Origin of the sequence: Pseudodesulfovibrio thermohalotolerans (assembly GCF_021353295.2) — a bacterium.
Taxonomy (GTDB): Bacteria; Desulfobacterota; Desulfovibrionia; order Desulfovibrionales; family Desulfovibrionaceae; genus Pseudodesulfovibrio; species Pseudodesulfovibrio thermohalotolerans.
The window spans coordinates 3,254,235-3,272,895 of record NZ_CP120635.1 but is presented as its reverse complement, the minus strand read 5'-3'; the positions used below and the strand labels follow the sequence as shown (position 1 = coordinate 3,272,895).

Below are 18,661 nucleotides of genomic sequence, written 5' to 3'. Positions count from 1 at the left end.
TTCCGATAGGTTGCTAGTAGTCCTCGGTCATGAGGTCGGCCAGCCGCTGAATGCCGCGTTTGGTGACCTCCATGTCCGCTTCTTCGCCGTTGCCGTAGTCGTATGGCCAGTTTTCGGTGATTCTTCCCGAGTCCCAGAGCACGGACTCGTCCGTGGTGGAGCGGATGGTCGCGTTGAATCGGAACACGGCCTTGGTGAGCAGGGTCCGTTCGTCGGAGTCTTCCACGGCGGTGGGCCGGTAGTAACGCTCAATGTCTATGGTAATGACCGCGTCGGCTTTGTCGCGCTGGTCCGTCCAGGCGAAGGTTCCCCGATTGTTCATCTCGTCGCGCAGCAGTTTGCGCAGACGCGGCTCAAGCCACGGCAGGGTGGTCGGGTTGACGACTTCGTCGATGGCCAGAACGCGGTATTGCGGGGGCAGCACGGAAGCTTCGCCCGGGCCGAAGGAATACCCGGCGCATCCGGCCAGGATGAAGAGCATGAATAGCGTCGCATATCGAAGCAGGGGCATTTGATTCTCCAAAGGTCGATGATTGGGGAACGATAAAGGGATTCGCGGCAAAGGTCCAGCCGTCCCGAAGGGGGGGGCGCTTCGTTGGACGGCGCGTTGATCCGTCAAGGCGTCTTTCCGCAAAAAAGCTCTTGCGGAGGCCCTTCCCAAACAACATAAGCCGCCTGCAAGGCAAAGAAAAACGCTTTTCCGCCCTAAACAATACCCCGATCTCACCGATACGTAAAATGAAACGCCGGGTCCTTCCCGGTCTTTCGCGAAGACTATCATCGGGGCGCGTTCGCCCCGCCAACCCCGCAAGGACGCGGGAGGGAGACAACGATATGGCCAGGGACGGCGATATTCTGTTTTCAATCATCACGCCCACGGCCGGGAATCGGCCCAACGCCCTGAACAACGCGGTGCAATCCGTGGAAAGGGCGGCCCGGTTCGCCGGGCTGGAGCGCAACCAGGTGGAGATACTCGTCGGCTTCGACGGCGTGCGGGGAACGGCCCCCCGCTGTGCCTATCCGGTCCGGGTCTACAGCCTGCCCGGCGACCGCAACCGGGGCCACGGGGTCCGCGACATCCTCATCAAGCTGGCGGACGGCGGGAAGCTCGTCTTTCTGGATGACGACAACGTGCTCAAGCCGTGCGCGCTGAGCCGCTATCTCCGGCATCTGGATGCCGAGATGGTCGTCGCCCGCGTTGACGCGCAACTCACCCTGGACCAGCCGTGGCTGCCCGTTCTCGACGACGGCCCCCTGGTGCGGCCGGGCAATATGAATCTTTTGAGCCTGTGCCTGTCGCGCGCGTTGGTGGCCGACCGATGCGGCGGCTGGCGGCACCACGACAAGCCGGACGCCTGCCGCTGCAACATCGCGGACTGGTACCGCACGGCACGCAGCGTGACGGTGATCGAGGAGGTGGTCGGCATTCTGGACGCGGGGCGAAGCCTGGACCGGGCGGCCCTGTCCTCCCGCCAAAAGGCCCTGCTCGACGAACTCGTGGCCCGGCGCGTCACGCCTCCGGCAACCGCACTGTCCGCGCTCCGGACCGACTCGATGCGGGCCTGATCTTCAGCACGCTCGGGCCGCCTCCTTCTTCGAGGCGGCGGCCGAGCGGTGCGCGACAGTCCTCTTTTCTTTTTCGCCGATACGGGTACAATGCGCGCAAGTCCCACCGTGAACACAAGGAAGAGCAGCATGTCCCAGCCCTCCAAAGGACGCCTGACGCGACAGGCGCGGTGTATTTTCCTCCTCCAATGCGGCCTGTCCGTCACCGTGATCGTCTTCACGCTGCTTCCCGTCACCCTGTTGAACGACCGGGAATACGCCCTGACCGTCCCGTTTCTGGCCGCCGTCCTGCTCCTGGCCGTCGCTCTGCTCTGCGCCACCCGGTTCATGCGGCTGCTGCGCGGTGCCAACGAGAAAATTGACTCCCTGATCACCCACGACGAGCTGACCGGCCTGCCCAACCGCCCCTGGTTCTTCGCACGGCTGGACGAGGAGATCGACCGCGCCCGCCGCTATGGCAAGGATCTGGCCCTGGTCATGGTCGATCTCGACGACTTCAGGCGGATCAACGACACCTTCGGCCATCCGCAGGGCGACCTGGCCCTGGCCGAAGTGGCCCGGCTGCTGAAGGCCAACATCCGCGCTTCGGACATCGCGGTCCGCTACGGCGGCGAGGAGTTCATGGTCATCCTGCCCGAGGCGGACGCGCGGCAGGCGGCACAGGCTGCCGAGAAGCTGCGCATGATCGTGGAGGTCAACGACATCAGCCTGGAGGGGCCGGAGATCAGGGTGACCGTGTCCTGCGGCGTGGCCGACCTTGTTTCGCTTCGTCCGGACAGGTGTTCGTCGCGGGACGCCCTGATAACGGCCGCGGACCGGGCCATGCATCAGGCCAAGCAAAATGGCCGCAACCAGGTATTCATGCACGAGCCCGCGCACGAACGGCAACTCACCCTGGTCTGACCGCCGGACCCGCTGTTGAAGGCGCCGCGCCATTCTTCGGAAGACGGCCGTCGGACCGTATGAACAGGGCTCTTTGGAAATCGCCTTTAACAACCGTTTGATATTCAAAGCCTTTCACTTGGGAATTTTCCACTTCCCCAGCGGGGCCATTTGCGCTAAGTACATTGGTTCCCCGCCGTTTGGCGAGGGGCGCGGTTTTTCACGCGCCCGTCAGGGTAAACCATCATCGAGGTAGAAGCATGTCCCTTTGCAAGATAGAAGAAGCCATTGAGGATATCCGCCAGGGCAAGATGGTCATCATGGTGGATGACGAAGACCGCGAAAACGAGGGCGACCTGGTTTGCGCCGCCGAGGCGGTTACGCCGGAGATAATCAATTTCATGGCCACTTACGGACGCGGGCTTATCTGTTTGCCCATGTCCAATGAAATGGCCGACGCTCTCGGCCTGGAGCTGATGACCAAGAAGAACGAGTCCGGCTTCGGTACCAATTTCACGGTTTCCATCGAGGCGCGCGAGGGCGTGACCACCGGCATCTCGGCCAAGGACCGCGCCACCACCGTGCTGGCCGCCGTGGCCGACGGAGCCGACCACGATTCCATCGTCACCCCCGGCCACGTGTTCCCCCTGCGGGCAAAGGACGGCGGCGTGCTGGTGCGCGCGGGCCAGACCGAAGGCGGAAGCGACATCGCCCGTCTGGCCGGATTCAAGCCCGCCGCGGTCATCTGCGAGATCATGAACGAGGACGGCACCATGGCCCGGATGCCCGACCTGGAAATATACGCCAAGAAGCACGGGCTCAAGATTTGCTCCGTGGCCGACCTCATCGCCTACCGCATGAAGTTCGACGGCAAGTCCGTGACCAAGGTTGGCGAGGCCCATCTGCCCACCCGCTGGGGCAACTTTGAATCCGCCGCCTTCCATTCCGAGGCCGACGGCAAGACGCACATCGCCCTTTACATGGGTGACATTCACCCCGACGAGCCGACCCTGGTTCGCGTCCACTCCGAGTGCCTGACCGGCGATGTGTTCGGTTCGCTGCGTTGCGATTGCGGTCCCCAGTTGCAGGACGCCATGTGCATGATCCGCAACGAAGGCAAGGGCGTGCTCGTCTACATGCGCCAGGAAGGACGCGGCATCGGCCTCGGCAACAAGATCCGCGCCTACCACCTGCAGGACCAGGGACTCGACACCGTCGAGGCCAACGTCAAGCTCGGCTTTCCGCCGGACATGCGCGAATACGGCACCGGGGCGCAGATTCTGGTGGCCCTGGGCGTGTCCAAGATGCGCCTGATGACCAACAATCCCAAGAAGATGGTCGGCCTCGAAGGCTACGGCCTGGAGGTTGTCGAGCGCGTTTCCATCGAAGTGGGTGCCTGCGAGCTCAACGAGCGCTACCTCAAGACCAAGCGCGACAAGATGCACCACCTTCTCAAGGTGGATGGCAAGTAACCCCCAAAGTTTGACTTTTGGGGAACCGATAACATATTACACTGCTATATATTTCATATCAGTAGGGAGAAGACATCATGTCCATGAAGACCATCGAAGGACTGCTGGACGCCAAGGGACTCAAGATCGCCATCGTGGCCGCCCGGTTCAACGACTTCATCGTTGACCGCCTCATCTCCGGTGCCGTGGACTACCTTGTCCGTCATGGCGCGTCCGAGGACGACCTGACCCTGGTTCGCCTACCCGGCGCCTTCGAGCTGCCCATCGCCGCCCAGAAGCTGGCACGGTCCGGCAATTACGACGGCGTCGTCGTGCTCGGCGCGGTCATCAGGGGCGCCACTCCGCACTTCGACTACGTTTGCAGCGAGTGCGCCAAGGGCGTCGCCCACTCCACCATGGAGACCGGCGTGCCCATGGGCTTCGGCCTGCTCACCTGCGATTCCCTGGATCAGGCCATTGAACGCGCCGGTTCCAAGGGCGGCAACAAGGGTGTGGAGGCTGCGTCCGCCATGCTCGAAACGATCCGCGTGCTGGAGCAGCTTTAACCCATGAGTTCGAAATCAAAGGGCAACCGGCCCGGTATCCGCAGGGTGGGGCGCACCCTGGCCTTTCAGGTGCTCTACTCCACGCACTTCCTTGACAAGGAAAACCCCTTGGACATGGACACCCTGTTCGACATCAACCCCCTGGTTCTCGAACAGGAATCCGAGACTGCGCGCGCCTTCGCGCGCAATCTGGTCATGGGCGTGAACGTGAACCTGCACGACATCGACAAGACCATCGAAGAGCACTCGCAGCATTGGAAGATCGAAAGGATCGCCATGGTCGAGCTGTCCATCCTGCGCCTGTCCCTGTTTGAGATGCTGTTCACCGACATTCCGGTCAAGGCGGCCATCAACGAGGCCATCGAGCTGTCCAAGACCTTCGGGGACGACAAGTCCCGTTCCTTCGTGAACGGCATTCTGGACGGCGTGGCCAAAACCCTGAAGCGAAACTGATCGCCCCCAAGGCACGCATCCGCCACGCCTCCCGGCCCGTCGACGGGGACGAAACGACCACATAGGAATCATCTACCATGGCATTAGGCAAATATTCCCCCGAGGACATAGAGAAAAAATGGCAGGCGATCTGGCAGGAATCCGGCTGCTTCCAGGTTGAGACGGATCCCTCCAAGCCCAAATATTACGTGCTGGAGATGTTTCCCTATCCGTCCGGCAAGATTCACATGGGCCACGTCCGCAACTACTCCATCGGCGACGTGGTTGCGCGTTTCAAGTCCATGCAGGGCTTCAACGTCATGCACCCCATGGGCTGGGACGCCTTCGGCCTGCCCGCCGAGAACGCCGCAATCAAGCACAAGACCCATCCCGCCACCTGGACCTACCAGAACATCTCGGAGATGCGCGAACAGCTCAAGCGGCTGGGATACTCCTACGACTGGCGGCGTGAAATCGCCACCTGCCGTCCGGAGTACTACAAGTGGGAACAGAAATTCTTTCTCCGTTTCCTGGAAAAGGGCCTCGCCTACCGCAAGAATTCTCCGCAGAACTGGTGCCCGACCTGCAACACGGTGCTCGCCAACGAGCAGGTTGAGGAAGGGCTGTGCTGGCGTTGCGATTCCGAGGTGGAGCAGAAGGATATGGAGCAGTGGTTCCTGCGTATCACAGACTACGCGGACGAGCTTCTCGACGACCTTGAATCTCTGGAAGGGGGCTGGCCCGAGCGCGTGCTGACCATGCAGCGCAACTGGATCGGCAAGTCCTACGGTGCGGAGCTGACCTTCCAGGTGAAGGACATGGACGAGTCCATCGACGTCTTCACCACCCGCCCGGACACCCTGTACGGCGCGACCTTCATGTCCGTCGCCGCCGAGCATCCCCTTGTGGAGAAGCTCATCGCCGACGCCCCGAACAAGGGCGAGATCGAGGCCTTCGTGGCCAACATCCGGAACATGGACCGCATCAAGCGCGGCGCTGACGACCTGGAGAAGGAAGGCATCTTCACCGGCAAGTACTGCGTCAACCCGGTCACCGGCAAGGACATCCCCATTTTCGTGGCCAACTTCGTGCTCATGGGCTACGGCACCGGCGCGGTCATGGCCGTTCCCGCCCACGATCAGCGCGATTTTGAATTCGCCACCAAGTACGGTCTTTCCAAGCAGGCGGTCATCAATCCGCCCGAACTGCACGAAAAGGGCGAACAGCTCGACGCCGCTAATCTGACCGAGGCGTACACCGCCCCCGGCTTCCTGATTCATTCCGGCGAGTTCGACGGAATGCCCAACGAAGACGCCAAGAAGGCCATCGTCGAGCATCTGGACAAGTCCGGCAAGGGCAAGATGGCCGTCAATTACCGCCTGCGCGACTGGAACGTCTCCCGCCAGCGGTTCTGGGGCGCGCCCATTCCGGTCATCTACTGCGACGAGTGCGGCGTGGTTCCGGTCCCCGACGAGGACCTGCCGGTGCTGCTGCCCGAGAACGCCCAGGTGCGCCAGGACGGCAAGTCGCCCCTGCCCGCCATGGAGGAGTTCGTCAACTGCACCTGTCCCAAGTGCGGCAAGCCAGCCCGGCGCGAGACCGACACCTTCGACACCTTCTTCGAGTCCTCCTGGTACTACATGCGCTATTGCGATCCGCGCAACGAGGACGAGGCCCTGGGCGGGGAGCATCTGGACTACTGGATGAACGTGGACCAGTACATCGGCGGCATCGAACACGCCATTCTGCACCTGCTTTACTCCCGGTTCTTCACCAAGGCCCTGCGCGACTGCGGCTTCGTCAAGCATGGCGAACCGTTCGCCAACCTGCTGACCCAGGGCATGGTTCTCAAGGACGGCAGCAAGATGTCCAAGTCCAAGGGCAACGTGGTCGATCCCAACGCCATGATCAACAGGTACGGCGCGGACGCGACCAGGCTCTTCATCCTCTTCGCCTCCCCGCCGGTCAAGGAGCTGGAATGGTCCGATCAGGGCATTGACGGCGCGTACCGCTTCCTGTCCCGCCTGTGGCGGCTGATTGAGGATCTGGAGGATGTGCTTACGCCCATGACCCCGGCTTCCCACACCCAGCCCGCGTGCGAGGCCGCCAAGGGACTGCGCTTCAAGGAGCACGACACCATCCGTCGCGCCACGCGTGACATCGAGAACGAGTTCCAGTTCAACACGGTCATCGCGGCCATCATGGAGCTGGTCAACGAGCTTTACCAGGTCAAGGACGAGCTCAAGGAGTCCGATCCCGCGGCCCTGTCCTCGGCCATCGCCACGGCCGTCACTCTGCTCTCCCCGGTGGCCCCGCATATCTGCGAGGAGCTTTGGGCCGCCCTCGGCCACAAGGCGCACCTGACCTCCCAGTCGTGGCCCAAATACGACGAAAAGGCGCTCGTCCTCGACGAAGTTACCATGGTCGTCCAGGTCAACGGCAAGGTGCGCGGCAAGTTCGAGGCTTCGAACAACGCCCCGCAACCCGAGGTCGAAAAGCTCGCCATGAACCTGGAAAACGTCCAGAAGTTCATCGAGGACAAGACCGTCCGCAAGGTCATTGTCATTCCCAACAAGCTGGTCAACATCGTTGTGGGCTAGCGCGGCAAACGCCTGATTTGCAAAGGCCGGGAGGTTTTCCTCCCGGCCTTTTCTTTTGCAAGCCTTGTTGCGGCGGGTTTCGTTTTGGTGTGTCTCTTGCCCTTTGAGGAGAAGGGGACAGCGCGTGGATATCACTGCGCCGCCTCCCGCCTTGAATACGGCGAAGGTCGGGAGTTCGCGAACCATCGCGGCAAAGCATAAATAAAAAAAGCACGCTTTGCGGGCGTGCCTTTTAATTCGTACGGTCCAAACGGGGACGGTTAAAAACCGTTTTTCCGTAGAAAATCCATGGTGATGCCGGTGGCGCCCTTGTCGGTTTCCGGTGAGCCGGTCCAGGGTTGGACCATCCGCTCCACATACTTTCCGATGACGTCCGTTTCCATGTTGACTTTGGTGCCGGACGACCAGCCGGAAATGGTCGTCACCCGTTGCGTCTCCGGGATGATGTTCACTTCGAGCCAGGTGGGGGCGCAGGCGTTGACCGTCAGGCTGATGCCGTCCAGGGTCACGGACCCCTTGGGGATGACGTATCGCCCGTGGGCCGCGTCAAAGGACAGGCGGTATATTTTCGATTCGCCCGCCGGGCGCACTTCGGCCACCTCGGCCATGCAGTCCACGTGTCCGGCCACGATATGTCCGCCGAAACGGTCGCCCATGGCCATGGCCCGCTCCAGATTGACCGTGCTTCCCGGGCGCAATCCGCCCAGGCTGGTCACGGACAGGGTTTCGCGGCTGGCGTAGCAGGTGAACCAGCCGTCGCCGAAAGTCTCCACGGTCAGGCATACGCCGTTCACGGCGATGGACTCGCCAAGCTCGATGTCGGACAGTTCGCAGAGGGGCCGGATGCGAAACCGCGTCTCGGAACCCCTGGCCTCGGCGGCCTCGATGCGGCCCATGCCCATTATCAGTCCGGTAAACATGGATGATACCTCGTTTCTGTGTTGTGCGGCCTCGTTGTAGCAGGCCGGGGGGCGGGTGTAAATCGGCGCGTCAGCGCAGGTAGGCGTCAAGAAGCGCGGGGTATTCCGGCCGGGCCTTGACCCGGTCAAGCGCGGTCTGGAAGACGTTCACCAGATTGGTCGGGGTGGCCGGGTTGAAGGCATAGTACACCGGCGTTTCCCGCAGGACGTACACGGTCTCGAAATCGTCTGGATCGAACCCGTAGCGGGCCGCGATCTTGTACCAGGAGGTTTCCTCGTAGGCCACCATGTCCAGCCTGTTCGTCATGAGCTTGTTTATGTTCTGGTCCATGCTGACTACGGGCTGGATGCGGGCGATATCCTGGTATTTCGCGAGCAAGGCGTCCAAGACGTCCTTTCGCAGGGTGCCCACGGTCAATCCCTCTAGATCGTCCAGTGTTTCCAAGTGGATGTGACGGTCCTTGCGGGCGATCAGCACGAATCGGACCGAGGCGATGGGGCCTGCCCATTGAAACAGCTTTTCGCGTTCAGGGGTGCGTGCCATGCTGAACAGCACGGTGTGCGCTTCGTGCTGGACCCGTTCGTAGGCCCTGGCCCAGGGCATGGATTCCACGGGTTTCGGGGAGATGTTCAGCTCGCCCCAGACCATGCGCAACAGGTCCACGGAGATTCCCCGGAGCCGCCCGTTTTCCGTGTAGTTGAACGGATAGTATTCCTCGGTCAGCCAAGTGTACGCCTCCAGCGCCTTGGGCTTGCCCAGTCCGCTTAGGGCCGGGGCCGGCAAGAGAAGCAGACCGCACAGGATCAGGAGCGGAATCACCGCGATTCCGATCGGGGAGGCCCCTGTTGGCGGGCGTTTGCTGTATGGCGGTTGGCGCAGTGGCATATTACTTCCACTAGCAATTGGCGGCGAGGTTGTAAATCGACTCGATCAATTCAGGAATCGGGCACGAAGCTTGCGGTAGTCCGGCTTCTTGATCACCGTGTCCAGGGCTTTTTGGAAACGGGCGACGAGGGTGTCCTCAGTGTCGGGGCTGAGGGCGTAGCAAAGCGATTCTTCGCTCAGGACATAGATGATCTCGAAGGTTTCGGGGGGAATGTCCAAAGTCGTGAGCGCTTGGCGGAACCTGAGTTCGTCCAGGGCGAGGGCGTCCACACGGCCGGATTCGAGCAATTGTATGGCATGTGCGGCGTTGGATGCGTAGGTTGGAACGAATCCGGCGCGGAGCATTTTCGAGGCCGCCGCGATGTCGCGAAGGGAGGCGATTCGGCTTCCGGTGAGGTTCTTTAGGGAATTCGTCTTCAGGTGACGCGAGCGCAACGAGAAGAGGGCAAGCCGCCCCTTGACGATCGGCCCTACCCATTTGAAGGATTTTTCCCGTTCCGCCGTGCGGTACATCGAAAAGATCATGATGTGCGGGTCGAGCTGAAGGGTATCGTATACGCGAGGCCAGGGCATGACCTGGATGGGCTGCTCCGGCACGCCCATTTCCTTCCAGAGCAGCTTGAGCAGGGACACGGCCAACCCGGCGGGCTTGCCGTCAATGGTATAGCTCAAGGGCCTGAACTCTTCGGTCAGGTAGGTTAGATTTCCGGCGTCGTCGGTTCCCTGGGCGAAACCGGGAGACGCGAGAAGAAGTCCCGCAAGAAGCGGGACCGCAACAAGGACTTTTGCGACCAGCATATGATAATGATAACCGCTTGAAGAAAGGATGGCAAGCGGCCGCGCAGGGCCGGGTGTGGACATGGGGGCTCATGGGCCGGAGCGAATGGCCGTTGTCCGGCCAAAGGTGCGTTAACGGTTGCGCAGGGTGAGCATCAGGTCCGTTCCCACTGGTTCGCATTCCGCGATGCGGAAATCGAGTGCCTGGGACATGGCCGCGGCTTTGCGGCCGGAGTAGGCCGCCGGGGCGGAGTCGTCGCCGAGAATGCGCGGCGCCACGAAATGGATGAGTTCGTCGGCCAGTCCCTGTTCGATGAGGGCCAGGGCCAGTCGGCCGCCGCCTTCGCACAGGGTGTAGTGGCAGCCGCAGTCGTAGCGCAGCCGTTCGAAACCGCAGGAGAGGGCAAGGGAGCCCGCCCGGCCGGGCAAGGGCCAGACCGAGGTGCCGCGCCGCCGCAGGACATCGGCCTGGGGACTGCGGGCGGCGGTCTGAGAGGTCATGAAGATAGCCCGTTCCGGCCGGTCGCGCAGCAGGGTGAAGCGGCTCGGGTCGTCGGGCAGTCGGGAGGAGACGATCACTCCGAAGGGCTGGACGAAGTCCTCGGGCAGGCCGTCCATCCGGCAGGTCAGGCTCGGATCGTCCGCATAAAAGGTGTTGCCGCCGACAATGACCGCGCCCACCATGGCGCGCAGGGCGTGCACCCTGGCAAAGGATTCGGGACAGGAGACCGGCTCGGGCCTGCGGGAGGCGGCCGCGATCTTGCCGTCCAGCGTGGCGGCCATCTTGAGGATGTTGTAGGACGAGTAGGTTCGCTGCCAGAGCAGGAAATCGTCGATCAGGTCCAGGCATTTCCGTTCGAGTACGCCCACCGTGACCTTGATGCCGTGGGCGCGCAGTTTTTCCACGCCGCCGGCGGCCACCGGGTTGGGGTCGCGGGTTCCGACCACCACCTCGGCCACGCCCGCCTCGATGAGCGCTTCGGTGCACGGCGGGGTTTTGCCGTGGTGGTTGCACGGTTCCAGGGTGACGAACATGGTCGCGCCGCGCGGGTCCACGCCCGAGGCGCGGGCGGCGGCCAGACATTCCCGCTCGGCGTGCGGCTTGCCGAACCGGGTGTGCCATCCCTCGGCGGCCACTTTGCCGTCGCGGACCAGCACGGCCCCCACGCACGGGTTCGGGGCCGTGGCTCCGCGTCCCCGCCGGGCCAGCTCAACGGCCCGGGCCATGAATCGTTCGCTAGCTGAAGTCGCCTTCCATGAAAACATGGTTCACTCCGGCTTCGACGAGCATGGCTTCGGACAGCTCGTCTGGATAGTTCTCGCTGTAATAGATGTTCTTCACGCCGCAGTTGATGAGCATCTTGGTGCACAGGATGCAGGGCTTGGTGGTGCAGTAGATGTCGCACCCCTTGAGGTCCAGCCCGTTGGTGGCGGCCTGGATGATGACATTCTGTTCAGCGTGCAGGCCCCGGCAGAGTTCGTGGCGTTCGCCCGAAGGAATGCCGAGACGGTCGCGTAGGCAGCCCACTTCTTCACAGTGGGCTATGTTGGTGGGTACGCCGTTGTATCCGGTTGCCAGGATGCGCTTGTCGCGCACGGCGATGGCGCCCACGGCGCGGCGGGTGCAAGTGGAGCGCTGGGCCACAAGATGGGCGATGCGCATGAAATATTCCGGCCAGGGCAATCTGTTGGGCATGTGGGGTCCTCGTTCGTTGCGAAGTGGAGCTTGGTTCGGTCCACCTATCATTTCTCTTGCCGAAAGGGAACGGCCGAGGTCGGGCCGGACCCGGATGGAAGAGGGAAAAAACAGCCCCGGCCGCAGGAGTGCGGCCGGGATCGTGGGAAGGCGTGTGCGCCCGGACCGGGCGCGATGCTAGATTCCTCAGCCGCCGCCGGAGCCGCAGCCGCCCCCTTGCAGGGCGTCGAGGTTGGGGCCGCCGCCGTCCACCTTGGCGCGGCAGGCGCTCATGATTTTTTCCGTATCCTCCGAACCGCATTTGGGGCAGGTCACATCCGTTTCCGCGCCCAGGACAAGCTCTTCGAATTCGTTTCCGCATTGTTTACAGGTATATTCATAGATAGGCATGATTGTAACTCCGTGGCCCATGTGGTTTGTCGATGCCTCTTAGGTTGTGCCGCGGTCGCGGTTTGTCAAGGGAGGCCGCTTGCACTTTGCACAGGATGTGTGCAGAGTGTGTGAACATATCTGCACAAAAGATTGTGCACCACAGGCGTAGTGTTTTAAAATAAAGTAATAATTTATAGTGATTACATTTTTGGCACGCCCCATGCTTTATGACAATCAGAATGTCACACACGCATTTACCTGTTTGCATGAATGCATAAACCTTTAGGAGGCAGACACATGTCAAAGAAAAACATCACCATCTCCGCTTTGGCTGCGGCCTTGGTCCTGAGCATGGCCGCCTTCGCGCTGGCCGGTCCCGGCCATGGGCGCGGATTCTCCGGCTCGTGCACGGGCTACGGTCCCGGCTACGGCCCCGGTGCCATGTACAATCAACTGACCCCCGAGAAGCAGGCCCAGGCCGACGCCATCGTCGACAAATACGAGCCGCAGTTCGAGGCCGTCCGCAATCAGATCTGGGTCAAGCGCTCCACGCTTCAGGCCATGATCAACAGCGGCAAGGCTGACGAAGCGGCCATCGCCAAGTTGGTTGAGGGTATCTCCGAGCAGCGTAGCAAGATGTTTGAGCTGCGCAAGGCCATGGGCGATGAGCTCGTCGAGGCCACCGGCATCGCCGCTTTCGGCGATTGCCCCCGCCGCGGTTCCGGCTTCGGTCGCGGATACGGCCACGGCATGGGCGACGGCTCCGGTCCCGTTCGCGGCTACGGCCAGGGCATGGGCTCCGGTCAGGGCACGAACCGGGGAATGTTCTAGCTCGTTGAATTGAGGCAGTATTTCCGATAACCCGGAAAACAGGATATTGCGGGGCAGGAGGCGTGGGGCCGCCTGTCCCGCATATAATCGTCGGCAGACGTTGGCGGGGTGCAGGAAATTTGCGGCAACGCATCACTTTTTCGAGGAGACCCAGGATGTTCAGAAAAATCACGTCCCTTACCGCACTTATTTCTTTTCTCGTCACGCTCGTCACCAGCGTGATTTTGTATATTGTGCCGGAAGGCCGTGTTGCCTATTGGGCCGATTGGCATCTGCTGGGCATGACCAAGACGCAGTGGGGCGACGTTCACACCACGGTGGGCACCCTGTTCCTCATCGCCCTGCTTCTGCACATTTGGCTCAACTGGAAGCCCCTCATGAACTACATGAAGAACCGGGCCCGCGATCTGGTGGTCATGACGACGCCCATGATCGTCAGCTTGGTTCTGGTCTTTGTGGTTTTCGCGGGCACTCTCTTCGGCCTGCCTCCCATGAGCACGCTGCTCGACTTAGGTGCGCGGATCAAGGAAGACGCCACAGTGACATATGGCAATCCTCCCTATGGGCACGCCGAGACCAGCCCGCTGAAGAAGTTCTGCGGATTTCTCGGGTTGGACGTGGACCTCGCCCTGAGCACCCTGCACGAGGCCGGGTTCGACGAGTCCGTGAACGAGGATTCGCTGATAAAGGACATCGCCCGGTCGCGCGGCGTGAGTCCGCAGTATATTTATGACATCATCCGGGCCAAGCAAGGTGACGATCCGTTTTCCTTGATGCCCCCCCAGCCGCCCGAGGGCACCGGCAAGATGACGGTCGCCGTGATCTGCTCATCCTACGGCCTGGAGCTGGAAGAGGTCCTGGCGCGGCTCAAGAACGCGGGCATCGACGCCGCCCCGGAGAGCTCCTTCAAGACCCTGGCCGCCGAACACGACATGTCTCCCATGGATATCTACAAGATCGTCAAGGGCGAGTAGTGCGGACATGGAAGTAGTTCACCCGGAAGAAAAGGAGAAGGGGCCTCTCGTAGCCCTTGTTCTGGCCCTCATCGTGCTGGGCCTCGGCAGTCTGTACCTGACTTGGCAGTCCATCGCCCAGCAGCGCAAGATCGTCGAGGACCACATGATAATGACCGGCAACTCCATTCTGCGCGGTGTGGACAACAACATCTTCCGCATCGCCCGCACCCTGCGCATGGGCGGCCAGTCCTCGACCCTTTTCCGGACCATGACGGAAGAGCTTTTCACCGAGCTTGCGAAGTCCGAGGACATAGAGTTCGTCACCCTGTTCGACCGCTCCGGACGGCCCATCGTGACCTCCGTGAAAAAGGACAATCATCCCATCTTCCAACTGCCGGACGCCGTGGCCGAGGACATCGAACCCGGCCGGGCCTGGCACGTCATGGCCGAGGTGGACAAGACCAACGTGCTGCTGTCCGGGCTTCAGGTCCGTTCCGGCATCGCGGCTCTGCTCGGCGTGGACCCCGTTGACGGGGAACCGTCGTCGGGACGGGGCGGGCAGGGCCGGGGCATGGGGCAGAACATGGGGCCCGGCATGGGCCAGGGCATGGGGCCGGGGATGATGTTCGACGAATTCCAGTCCCAGGTTTACCTGGTGGTGGGGCTCAACGCCGAAAAGCACATGCGCCAGTTCCGCCAGTACCGGCAGGCCGCCACCTATCAGACAGGGTACGTCTTTCTCGCCGCCGTGGTCCTCTGGTCCCTGGCGTTCGCCTATCTGCGCCGCCGGGGCGCGAGCCGCAAGCTCGTCCGCCTGGAGCGGTTCCAGAACAAGCTGCTGGACAACATGCCGGACGGCCTGGTCACTCTGGCCGAGACCGGCGAGATACTGGCCGCCAACCGTTCGGCGAGGCAGCTCCTCGCGCCTGGGCCGGACGAGGAGTCCGGGGCCGTTTCCGAGGCCGGGGCCGAAAACAAGCCCGGCGGGAAGAACGGGAAACCGTCCGGAAAGAAGGGCGGAAAAAACGCCGGAAAGAAAAACGGGGACGCCCCCGCGCCGCCGCCCGAGATCGTGGGCGGATACTGGCAGGATTTCGACTTCGGCCTGCAGACCAATGAAACCCGGCCGTCCGGTTCCGTGGAATGGGAACAGTTCGACTATCAGGGCCGTCAGTTGGAGATTCTGTTCCTGCCGTTCCAGGAGCATGACGACGACACCGCGCCCGAGCTGGGCCAGCGGCTCGTGCTCATCCGTGACCGCACGCAGATCCGCTCCCTGGAGGAGGACCTGAACGAGGCCAAGCGGCTGGCCGCCATTGGCTCTCTGGCCGCGGGTGTGGCTCATGAGGTGCGCAATCCGCTTTCCTCCCTGCGCGGTTTCGCTCAGCTCTTCGCCACCAAGCTCAAGGGCCAGGCTCCGCTCGACCAGTATGCCGCCGCCATGGTCCAGGAGGCGGACCGCCTCAACCGGGTGGTCACGGATCTCCTCTATCTGGCCCGGCCGCGCCAGCTCGACCCGTCGTTCATCGACCTGTTCAAGGTGGGCGACTCCCTCAGGCAGCTCATGCGCTTCGATTTCGAGGACAAGCAGATCGAGCCGGAGTTCGATTTCGGCCCCGAGCCGGTCTGGGCCGATCCCGACGCGCTCAGGCAGGTCCTGCTCAATCTCATTTCCAACAGCCTGGACGCCATTCAGGGGTGCGCCGACTGCGACAAGCCCGGCCATGTCCGCCTGGTTTCCATGCGCGGGCACGAGGGCGTTTGGATTATCGTGGCCGATGACGGGCCCGGAATGGACCCTGAAATTCGCGACGACGTCTTCAAGCCGTTCGTCACGGGCAAGAAGACCGGCACCGGCCTGGGTCTTGCCATCGTCCACAACATCATGCGCGCCCACAAGGGCCGGGTAATCATCGAATCCGAACCCGGTGCGGGAACCGAGATGAAGCTCTTCTTTCCCGACCCGCAGCACCGGGAAGCCAAGGAATAGCCATGAATGAAGAACGTATTGCGCTGATCGTCGACGACGAGCCGGGCCATCGGATGATGGTTCGGGCCGTGCTGGAGGATGACGGCTGGACCGTGCTCGAAGCCGAGTCCGGCGAGCGCGCTTTGACCGTGCTGGCCGAGGAGGCCGAAGCCGACACCTTCCCCGATGTGGCCATGGTGGACATGAAGATGCCCGGCATGGACGGAATGCAGTTGCTCAAGGAGTTGCAGGTCCGGCGGCCGAGTATGCCCGTGGTCCTGCTGACCGCTTTCGGCTCTGTGGGGTCCGCCGTGGACGCCATGAAGCGCGGGGCCTTCGATTACCTGACCAAGCCCGCCGACAACGACGAGCTTACCGCCGTGCTCGGCAAGGCCTTCGAATATCACAAGCTGCTCGACGAGAACGCCCGGTTGCGCGCCGAGGTTGGCAGCGAACCCGATTTCATCGGGGCCAGCCCCGGTATCGAGCGGGTCCGCGACCTCATCGGTCAGGCCGGTCCCGCCGAGGCCACAGTGCTTATCCTTGGTCAAAGCGGCACCGGCAAGGAACTGGTGGCCGAGGGACTGCATCGGGCCAGCCAGCGGGCGGACAAGCCGCTCATCAAGGTCAACTGCGCGGCCCTGCCCGACGACCTCCTCGAATCCGAGCTTTTCGGCTATGAGAAGGGGGCTTTTACGGGCGCGGTCAAGGACAAGCCCGGCCGGTTCCAGTTGGCCGATGGCGGCACCCTGTTTCTGGACGAGATCGGCGAAATGCCCGCCGCGCTCCAGGCCAAGCTTTTGCGCGCGTTGCAGGAGAAGACCATCGAGCCGCTTGGCTCGGTGCGCACCATCCAGGTGGACGCCCGCATCATCGCGGCCACCAACCGCAACCTCAAGAGAGAGGTCGAGGCGGGACGGTTCCGTGAAGACCTCTACTACCGTCTGGCCGTACTTGAAATCCGTATTCCGCCGCTGTGCGAACGCAAGGAGGACCTGCCGCTTTTGGTCAGCTTCCTGCTTCGCCGCCTGGGCAACAAGAACAACAAGATCATCCGCACCGTGACCCCGGCCTTTCTCGACGCCCTGTCCGGTTACGATTGGCCCGGCAACGTCCGCGAGCTTGAGAACGTGCTGGAGCGCGCGCTCATTCTCTCCCGGTCCGACGCTCTCGGCCCGGACCTTCTGCCGCCGCAGATCACCGGCGCGCGGGAAAACGCCATGGACATGGAATACGTTCACGGCGCACGCCATGCGCCCACCCCGGCCAACCTGGAAGAGGCGGAAAAACAGGTCATCATTCAGGCCCTTGAGGAAAACGGCAACCACCGCGAACGTACCGCCGAAGCCCTCGGCATCAGCCGCCGCACCCTGCAATACAAGTTGAAAAAATACGGCCTCACCCGCCGCTAGATGAAAAATGCGTGGGAATCACCCCACGCTTTTTTTTATCTTTTCCCCTTTTCTCGTCTATCCCGCCGAAGGCGCAATAAAAAGTTTTGGAGAGTCCGGAGAACCTTTTCCAAAAGGTTCTCCGGCGAGGGCCGGGGCAGCGCCCCGGGCGCCGGAGGCGTTCCCTACGTCAGGGCGTGTTCCCTGATCTTGTCGAGCCGGGCCAGATAGTCGGCCCGATAGAACGATCCGTTGGCGGTGAAGGCTTCGGCGGCTGGACGGTGGGCGTCGCAAAAGGTGGCCAGGAGCGGATTCCTGAAAATGCGTCCATAGGCGCGGATCATGTGCAGGGTATTGTGGCAGACGGGCATGAACTCGCCGGACGCGGCCAGCAGGGGGGTGCGGTCCCGGCCGAGGTCCATGAAGAAACTGGCCACGGCCTCGGCCCAGGGGTAGTTGCTCTCGGTGGCGAAACGGTCGATGACGGCTTCGTCATCCAGGGCTGTCGGCCGCCATGGGCGGTTCCATTCAGCGGGCACGGTCTCGTGCGGTTCGTATCGTATCTCGCCGGTCTTGGCGAAGGCCGCGATCTTGTCGGCCAGAACGGCCCAGATGGGGCCGATGTGCTCCACGTCGCGGGAGGCGCGAAGCCCGACCACCGCGCCGTCTTGTTCCTCCCGTTTGATTTTGAGGAACGGGCAATGGGATTCGATGCTTTCGCCTGTATCGCGCCGGATGCCGCCGAAAACGCGGTTCATGTCGAGTATGTGTACGTCAAGTTCGCGTTTCCAGACCGCGTAGTGGGCCGGGGCTTCGCGGCTCAGATCGTCCCATCCCGGAAGATAGGATTGCGGAGACGGGCCAAAGGCGGGGTAGTGGTTGAGCCGCGCCATGACCAGTATGGGCGTTTCAGGGAGTTGTTCGCGGGCCTGCGAGAGAAAGCGACCGAATCGCTGGAGATAGGAGGTAGGATTGGGCGCGATGGGACGGCACTGCCCGTTGATCCAGGCGGCCAGCTCAGGTCTGCCCGCGCAGGCAGCCGGGTTCAGGTGGAAGATGAAGCCGTCGTTGTGCAGAAAGAGCGGGGCTGTTTCATGGAACAGGTTCAGGACCAGTAGCTCGGGCGCGTCGTCGAGGCCCGGCAGCCCGAACTGGTATTCCGGCAGCCGCCCGTTGAAGATGTCATCCGGACCATGCAGGCGAGCCTGCCGCGCTAGTTCGGGCGGTATTCCGCCGGGATGGCTGGCGTGGGTCATGGGCGAGGCGAGTGGCCGGTGGGCAACGGGCAGGCCAAGGGCGGCCACGGCCTTGCCGAGGAATTCCATTTGACAGTTGCCCAGAAAGTGCAGCATTCTTATCCTCGCGA

The 18,661-nt window shown here is 62.4% G+C and carries 18 protein-coding genes; 10 read left to right on the top strand and 8 right to left on the bottom strand.

Going from position 1 to position 18,661, the window contains the following annotated elements; translation table 11 throughout:
• Positions 1 to 13: 13 nt before the first annotated feature.
• Complete coding sequence (gene lptE / locus LF599_RS15365; RefSeq protein ID WP_269942937.1) at positions 14 to 511, bottom strand: LPS assembly lipoprotein LptE; 498 nt, start codon at positions 509 to 511, stop codon at positions 14 to 16.
• A 323-nt stretch (positions 512 to 834) separates the two neighbouring features.
• Here lptE and LF599_RS15360 point away from each other — a divergent pair, with 323 nt between their 5' ends.
• The 6 genes from LF599_RS15360 to leuS all read left to right on the top strand — a co-directional run bounded on the left by LF599_RS15360 (position 835) and on the right by leuS (position 7,497).
• Positions 835 to 1,566: a glycosyltransferase family 2 protein gene (locus LF599_RS15360; protein ID WP_279521395.1), complete on the top strand. Its 732-nt coding sequence runs from the start codon at positions 835 to 837 to the stop codon at positions 1,564 to 1,566.
• Between the two features lie 129 nt (positions 1,567 to 1,695).
• Positions 1,696 to 2,469: a GGDEF domain-containing protein gene (locus LF599_RS15355; RefSeq protein WP_279521394.1), complete on the top strand. Its 774-nt coding sequence runs from the start codon at positions 1,696 to 1,698 to the stop codon at positions 2,467 to 2,469.
• A gap of 239 nt (positions 2,470 to 2,708) precedes the next feature.
• Positions 2,709 to 3,920 carry a bifunctional 3,4-dihydroxy-2-butanone-4-phosphate synthase/GTP cyclohydrolase II gene (locus LF599_RS15350; RefSeq protein WP_279521393.1) on the top strand — a complete coding sequence of 404 codons (1,212 nt, stop codon included), beginning with the start codon at positions 2,709 to 2,711 and terminating at the stop codon, positions 3,918 to 3,920.
• A 74-nt stretch (positions 3,921 to 3,994) separates the two neighbouring features.
• Entirely contained in the window at positions 3,995 to 4,465 is a 471-nt protein-coding gene (ribH, locus tag LF599_RS15345; protein ID WP_269943011.1) for a 6,7-dimethyl-8-ribityllumazine synthase, read from the top strand.
• 3 nt (positions 4,466 to 4,468) lie between these two features.
• Positions 4,469 to 4,918 carry a transcription antitermination factor NusB gene (nusB, locus tag LF599_RS15340; protein WP_279521392.1) on the top strand — a complete coding sequence of 150 codons (450 nt, stop codon included), beginning with the start codon at positions 4,469 to 4,471 and terminating at the stop codon, positions 4,916 to 4,918.
• Between the two features lie 77 nt (positions 4,919 to 4,995).
• Positions 4,996 to 7,497: a leucine--tRNA ligase gene (leuS, locus tag LF599_RS15335; RefSeq protein ID WP_279521391.1), complete on the top strand. Its 2,502-nt coding sequence runs from the start codon at positions 4,996 to 4,998 to the stop codon at positions 7,495 to 7,497.
• Positions 7,498 to 7,757: 260 nt separating this feature from the next.
• Here leuS and LF599_RS15330 read toward each other — a convergent pair whose 3' ends face one another.
• From LF599_RS15330 to LF599_RS15305, 6 genes are all read right to left on the bottom strand, one after another.
• Positions 7,758 to 8,417, bottom strand: coding sequence for a riboflavin synthase (locus tag LF599_RS15330; RefSeq protein ID WP_279521390.1), 660 nt, complete (start codon positions 8,415 to 8,417; stop codon positions 7,758 to 7,760).
• A gap of 70 nt (positions 8,418 to 8,487) precedes the next feature.
• Complete coding sequence (locus tag LF599_RS15325; protein WP_279521389.1) at positions 8,488 to 9,237, bottom strand: substrate-binding periplasmic protein; 750 nt, start codon at positions 9,235 to 9,237, stop codon at positions 8,488 to 8,490.
• A 111-nt stretch (positions 9,238 to 9,348) separates the two neighbouring features.
• Positions 9,349 to 10,101, bottom strand: a complete 753-nt coding sequence (locus LF599_RS15320) for a substrate-binding periplasmic protein (RefSeq protein ID WP_279521388.1) — start codon at positions 10,099 to 10,101, stop codon at positions 9,349 to 9,351.
• Between the two features lie 111 nt (positions 10,102 to 10,212).
• Complete coding sequence (gene ribD / locus LF599_RS15315) at positions 10,213 to 11,346, bottom strand: bifunctional diaminohydroxyphosphoribosylaminopyrimidine deaminase/5-amino-6-(5-phosphoribosylamino)uracil reductase RibD (protein ID WP_279521387.1); 1,134 nt, start codon at positions 11,344 to 11,346, stop codon at positions 10,213 to 10,215.
• Complete coding sequence (locus LF599_RS15310; protein ID WP_279521386.1) at positions 11,318 to 11,776, bottom strand: deoxycytidylate deaminase; 459 nt, start codon at positions 11,774 to 11,776, stop codon at positions 11,318 to 11,320. The genes ribD and LF599_RS15310 overlap by 29 nt, the downstream gene beginning before the upstream one ends.
• Before the next feature lie 186 nt (positions 11,777 to 11,962).
• The gene (locus tag LF599_RS15305) at positions 11,963 to 12,166 is read right to left on the bottom strand and encodes an FmdB family zinc ribbon protein (RefSeq protein ID WP_279521385.1); all 204 of its coding nucleotides are present in this window, start codon (positions 12,164 to 12,166) and stop codon (positions 11,963 to 11,965) included.
• Between the two features lie 279 nt (positions 12,167 to 12,445).
• On the opposite strand from LF599_RS15305, the gene LF599_RS15300 reads away from it, so the two are divergent.
• From LF599_RS15300 to LF599_RS15285, 4 genes are all read left to right on the top strand, one after another.
• Entirely contained in the window at positions 12,446 to 12,979 is a 534-nt protein-coding gene (locus tag LF599_RS15300) for a Spy/CpxP family protein refolding chaperone (protein ID WP_279521384.1), read from the top strand.
• A gap of 155 nt (positions 12,980 to 13,134) precedes the next feature.
• Positions 13,135 to 13,953, top strand: a complete 819-nt coding sequence (locus LF599_RS15295) for a DUF4405 domain-containing protein (protein WP_279521383.1) — start codon at positions 13,135 to 13,137, stop codon at positions 13,951 to 13,953.
• A 7-nt stretch (positions 13,954 to 13,960) separates the two neighbouring features.
• On the top strand, positions 13,961 to 15,925 hold the full coding sequence (locus LF599_RS15290; protein ID WP_279521382.1) for a two-component system sensor histidine kinase NtrB: 1,965 nt from the start codon (positions 13,961 to 13,963) through the stop codon (positions 15,923 to 15,925).
• A gap of 2 nt (positions 15,926 to 15,927) precedes the next feature.
• Positions 15,928 to 17,316, top strand: coding sequence for a sigma-54-dependent transcriptional regulator (locus LF599_RS15285; RefSeq protein WP_279521381.1), 1,389 nt, complete (start codon positions 15,928 to 15,930; stop codon positions 17,314 to 17,316).
• A gap of 164 nt (positions 17,317 to 17,480) precedes the next feature.
• Here the strand turns inward: LF599_RS15285 and LF599_RS15280 are convergent, their stop codons facing one another.
• Positions 17,481 to 18,647: an SGNH/GDSL hydrolase family protein gene (locus LF599_RS15280; protein WP_279521380.1), complete on the bottom strand. Its 1,167-nt coding sequence runs from the start codon at positions 18,645 to 18,647 to the stop codon at positions 17,481 to 17,483.
• Positions 18,648 to 18,661: the final 14 nt, after the last annotated feature.

Bases quoted from the DNA above. Each gene is read 5' to 3' on its own strand.
- LF599_RS15290 (WP_279521382.1), top strand. From the start codon at position 13,961: ATGGAAGTAGTTCACCCGGAAGAAAAGGAGAAGGGGCCTCTCGTAGCC.
- LF599_RS15330 (WP_279521390.1), bottom strand. From the start codon at position 8,417: ATGTTTACCGGACTGATAATGGGCATGGGCCGCATCGAGGCCGCCGAG.
- nusB (WP_279521392.1), top strand. From the start codon at position 4,469: ATGAGTTCGAAATCAAAGGGCAACCGGCCCGGTATCCGCAGGGTGGGG.
- LF599_RS15320 (WP_279521388.1), bottom strand. From the start codon at position 10,101: ATGCTGGTCGCAAAAGTCCTTGTTGCGGTCCCGCTTCTTGCGGGACTT.
- LF599_RS15355 (WP_279521394.1), top strand. From the start codon at position 1,696: ATGTCCCAGCCCTCCAAAGGACGCCTGACGCGACAGGCGCGGTGTATT.
- LF599_RS15280 (WP_279521380.1), bottom strand. From the start codon at position 18,647: ATGCTGCACTTTCTGGGCAACTGTCAAATGGAATTCCTCGGCAAGGCC.
- LF599_RS15285 (WP_279521381.1), top strand. From the start codon at position 15,928: ATGAATGAAGAACGTATTGCGCTGATCGTCGACGACGAGCCGGGCCAT.
- LF599_RS15305 (WP_279521385.1), bottom strand. From the start codon at position 12,166: ATGCCTATCTATGAATATACCTGTAAACAATGCGGAAACGAATTCGAA.
- LF599_RS15295 (WP_279521383.1), top strand. From the start codon at position 13,135: ATGTTCAGAAAAATCACGTCCCTTACCGCACTTATTTCTTTTCTCGTC.
- LF599_RS15350 (WP_279521393.1), top strand. From the start codon at position 2,709: ATGTCCCTTTGCAAGATAGAAGAAGCCATTGAGGATATCCGCCAGGGC.
- LF599_RS15310 (WP_279521386.1), bottom strand. From the start codon at position 11,776: ATGCCCAACAGATTGCCCTGGCCGGAATATTTCATGCGCATCGCCCAT.
- ribD (WP_279521387.1), bottom strand. From the start codon at position 11,346: ATGTTTTCATGGAAGGCGACTTCAGCTAGCGAACGATTCATGGCCCGG.
- LF599_RS15360 (WP_279521395.1), top strand. From the start codon at position 835: ATGGCCAGGGACGGCGATATTCTGTTTTCAATCATCACGCCCACGGCC.
- lptE (WP_269942937.1), bottom strand. From the start codon at position 511: ATGCCCCTGCTTCGATATGCGACGCTATTCATGCTCTTCATCCTGGCC.
- leuS (WP_279521391.1), top strand. From the start codon at position 4,996: ATGGCATTAGGCAAATATTCCCCCGAGGACATAGAGAAAAAATGGCAG.
- LF599_RS15300 (WP_279521384.1), top strand. From the start codon at position 12,446: ATGTCAAAGAAAAACATCACCATCTCCGCTTTGGCTGCGGCCTTGGTC.